The 4,114-nt window shown below is 75.1% G+C and carries 4 protein-coding genes; all 4 read left to right on the forward strand.

The window, feature by feature from the left end:
- On the forward strand, window positions 1-851 hold an 851-nt coding region (locus KBX39_RS25045; protein WP_210872816.1), incomplete at its 5' end, for a Zn-ribbon domain-containing OB-fold protein.
- The gene (locus tag KBX39_RS25050; protein WP_043324802.1) at window positions 844-2,037 is read left to right on the forward strand and encodes a thiolase family protein; all 1,194 of its coding nucleotides are present in this window, start codon (window positions 844-846) and stop codon (window positions 2,035-2,037) included. The genes KBX39_RS25045 and KBX39_RS25050, both read left to right, overlap by 8 nt.
- Window positions 2,034-3,818, forward strand: a complete 1,785-nt coding sequence (locus KBX39_RS25055) for a CoA-transferase (RefSeq protein ID WP_113974377.1) — start codon at window positions 2,034-2,036, stop codon at window positions 3,816-3,818. Before KBX39_RS25050 ends, KBX39_RS25055 begins: the two co-directional genes overlap by 4 nt.
- Window positions 3,796-4,114 (forward strand): gamma carbonic anhydrase family protein (locus KBX39_RS25060; protein WP_210872818.1); only part of this gene is annotated, 319 nt, incomplete at its 3' end. The genes KBX39_RS25055 and KBX39_RS25060, both read left to right, overlap by 23 nt.

Raw genomic sequence — 4,114 nt, forward strand, 5'->3', positions numbered from 1 at the left:
CATTCGACAGGTGGCGTACCGGTCCGGCACCGGACCAGCAGGACGCGCGGTTCGTCGAGGAGGCGCTCGTCGCGGTCGAGGGCGACGCGCTGCTCGCCGACTTGCTCAAGGCCGCCGGACGGACCACCGCCGACCTCGCCGGTGTCGTCGTCACGTGCGGCACCCGGCTGCGCGGCGCGCGCTGGGCCAAGCGGTGGGAGGTGCCCTCGGTGTGGCAGGCCGGCGGCGGCACGGGAGGCCCCGGCGCCTCGGCCGCGTACGCGCTGCTCACCGCGCTCGACCGGCTGCGCGCCGCCGGACCAGACGGCGCGGTGGCCGTCCTCGACCTCGGCTGGGGCGGCGGCGGCGCGGTCCTCACCGCGGGCACCGACGCCGCGGAGGAACCCGCGGAGCCGGCCGCGAGCGCGGCGCGCGGCACGAAGGCGTACGGCCTCGCCGCCTGGCACGGTCGCGCCACCGAAGCACCCGGGCCGTGGACGTCGCCGGCCGAGCTCTGGCGGGAGATGCCGGCCCTGCTCGGACCCACCGGCTATCGGTGCTCCGACTGCGGCGGCATCGGGTTCCCGCGAGCCGGCGTCTGCGAGCTGTGCGGGTCGTTCGAGGTCGCCGACCAGCCGTTGCGGCGCACGGGCGTCGTGGCGACCCACTCGGTCGACCACCTCTTCGACTCGTCCGACCCGGTGCAGATGGTCGTGGTGGACCTCGACGGCGGCGGCCGTTTCTTCGGGCAGGCGGTTCGCGACGTGCCACGCCGGCTCGCCGTCGGCGACCGGGTCCGGCTCGTGCTCCGCCGGCTGCACACCGCATCCGGCCTGCCGCACTACTTCTGGAAGGTCGATCTCGATGGGTGAAGACGTCGTCGCCATCGGCGCGGCGAGCACGAAGTTCGGCGAGTTCTTCGACCGCGGCTACGCGGACCTCGTCCGGGACGTGGTGCGTGCGGTCACCGCCGACGCCGGCATCACGCTCGCCGACGTCGACGCGGCCTGGCTCGGCACCGCGTTCGCCTACACCTACTCCGACGAGGGCAACGCCGGCACGTCGCTGGCCGAGCCGATCGGCATGCACGGACGGCCGGTCACCCGGGTCGCCGCGTACTGCGCGTCCGGACTGGACGCCATCCGGCAGGCCGTGGCCGCCCTGCGCGCACACACGTGCGACGTCGCGCTGGTCGTCGGCGCCGAGAAGATGCGCGACGTGGGCCCCCGCGGCAGCCTCGTCATGCAGCACGTCAACCGCGGTCATCCGGTGCTCAGCAAGGGCCGGACGGCGCCGGGCATCTTCGGGCTGGTCGCCGAGCGGTACCGGGCCGTCTACGGGGACCCGCGACCGGCGATGACGGCGGTCGCGATGAAGAACCACGCATACGGTGAGCTCAACCCCCGGGCCCACTTCCGCCGGGCCGTCTCGGCGGAACAGGTGGAGGCGGCGCCGCCGCTGTCGGGCCCGATCGGCCTGCTCGACGCCTGCCCGACCACCGACGGCGCGGCGGCGCTGGTCCTGGTGCGCGAATCCGACTCCCGCGGTCGACGGGCGGCCGCGATCAGCGGCATCGCGATGTCCAACGACCTCGGGTACTTCACCGCCAACACGAGCTCCCGCTCGGACCTGCTGGGGTTCGAGTCCACCCGGTCGGCTGCCGCGAGCGCGTACGAGCAGGCGGGCGTCACCCGGCCGTTCGACGAGATCGACGTCGTCGAACTGCACGACTGCTTCACGATCACCGAAGTGGTCAACTACGAGGACCTCGGACTGTGCGGCAAGGGGGAGGGGCGTGACCTGGTGCTGAGCGGCGCCACCGGGCCGGGCGGCGCGCTGCCGGTCAACACCAGCGGCGGCCTCAAGGCCTGCGGGCACCCGATCGGCGCGACCGGCGTACGGATGGTCGTCGACGTGTGCGACCAGGTGTGGGGCCGCGCGGGCGTTCGGCAGGTGCCCGGCGCCCGCACGGGTCTGGCCCACGCGCTCGGCGGTCCGGGATCGCTGGCCTGCGTCGCCGTGGTCACCGACGCCGGTCCCGCGCGGGCGGCGGCGTGACGGCGGCGACCGGCGCGGGTCCGAACGGACGGTCGCCGGACAAGGTCAGCACGCTCGCGGCCGCGGTCGAGACGCACGTGCGCCCGGGCGACGTCGTGCACGTCGCGTACGCCGACGCCCGCCCCAACGCGGCGCTGCACCAGCTGGTCCGCCGGTTCGCCGGCCGGCCCGCCGGGTTGACGCTGGTCACCGCCGGTCTGGTCAGCAGCCAGCACGCGCTCGTCGAACTCGGCGTGCTCGACCGTCTGGTGGCCTCGTTCGCCGGCGAGAACCTCCCCGCTCCCCGCCCGAACCGGGCGTTCCAGCGGGCGGTGCGCGAGGGCCGGATCGAGGTGGAGAGCTGGTCGCTGTGGTCGCTGACGGCCCGCCTCATGGCCGCCGCGCTGGGCGTGCCGCACCTGCCCGTCCGGTCGCTCGCCGGCAGCGACCTCGGCGCCGCGCTGCACGGCCGCGGATTCGCCGAGGTGGCCGACCCGTTCGGCGGGCCGCCGTCCGGTGTCGTCGCCGCTCTCCGGCCCGACGTGGTGCTGCTGCACGGCGTGGCCGCCGACCGGGCCGGCAACGTGGTGCTCTCCGCGCCGTACGGCGAGGGGGCGTGGGGCGCGCTCGCGGCGCGGCGCGGCGCGATCGCCTCCGTCGAGCGCATCGTCGACACCGAGACGATCCGCGAGCACGCGGCCCTCGTGCGCGTACCGGCGCACGCAGTCCTCGCGGTCTGCGAGGTGCCCCTGGGCTCGCACCCGTACGGGCTGTTCAACCCCGGCCTCGACGGGGTCGCCGGCTACGTGCCGGACGAGGAGTTCATGGCCGAGGTGGTGCGGGCGTCCAACGACCCGGCCGAGTTCCGCCGGTGGATCGACGAGTGGCTGCTCGGCACCGCCGACCACGACGCCTACCTGGCCAAACTCGGGCCGAACCGGATAGCCGCTCTGCGGGCCCAGGCCGAGGAGGACGGCTGGCGCTCGACGCTGACCGCCGCGGCCGATCCGCCGGACCGGTGGACCGACGCGGAGGCGATGGTCGTCACGGCCGCCCGCCGGATCGCCGGGCGGGTCCGCAAGCAGGACTTCGACGCGGTCCTGGCCGGCGTCGGCCAGGCCAACCTGGCCTCGTGGCTGGCGGTCACCGGCCTGCAGGCCGTCGGCGCCGACGTGGAGCTGATGGCCGAGATCGGCATGTTCGGCTACCGTCCCCGCCCCGGCGAGCCGTTCATCTTCGCGCACCGCAACCTGCCCACGTGCGCACTGCTCACCGACGTCGCCACCGTGCTCGGCGCGTTCGTCGGCGGGCCGGCCACCCGGTCGCTGGGCGTGATCGGCGCCGGGCAGGTCGACGCCGACGGCAACACCAATTCGACGTACGCCGAGGACGGCAGCTACATCGTGGGCTCCGGCGGCGCCAACGACATCGCGACCTCGGCCGAGGAGGTGCTGGTGACAGTGGCGCACGGCAGCCACCGCCTGGTCCGGCGGGTGCCGTACGTGACGTCGCCCGGTCACGGTGTCCGTACCGTCGTCTCCACCGCCGGGGTGCTGGAGCGGGTGGACGGACGGTTCGTGGCGACGGCGTTCGTCGCGCGCTCCGGCGAGTCGGACGCCGAGGCGGTCGAGCGGTTGCGCGCCGGCTGCGGCTGGGACCTCGACATCGCCCGCGGCGTCGCCCGCGAGCCGGATCCGACGTCCGCGGAGCTGTCCGCGTTGCGCCGGTACGACCCGGCCCGGACGTTCCTCGGCCGGCTGCACGGAAAGGCGGACGGCGATGCCTCTGTACGCGCTCGGTGACCGGACGCCGCGGATCGACCCGTCGGCGTACGTGCACCCGGACGCCGTCGTGATCGGCTCGGTGGAGCTGGGACCGGAGTCGAGCGTGTGGCCGGGCGCGGTGCTGCGCGGCGACTACGGCGTGATCCGGGTCGGCGCCCGGACCTCCGTCCAGGACGGAACGGTCCTGCACAGCGTGGCGGACCACCCCACGGAGATCGGCGCCGACTGCGTCGTCGGGCACCTGGCGCACCTGGAGGGCTGCACGGTCGCCGACCGGTGCCTGATCGGCTCGGGCTCGATCGTGCTCAACCGGG

This window comes from Micromonospora sp. D75 (assembly GCF_018070405.1).
Lineage (GTDB): Bacteria > Actinomycetota > Actinomycetes > Mycobacteriales > Micromonosporaceae > Micromonospora > Micromonospora chalcea.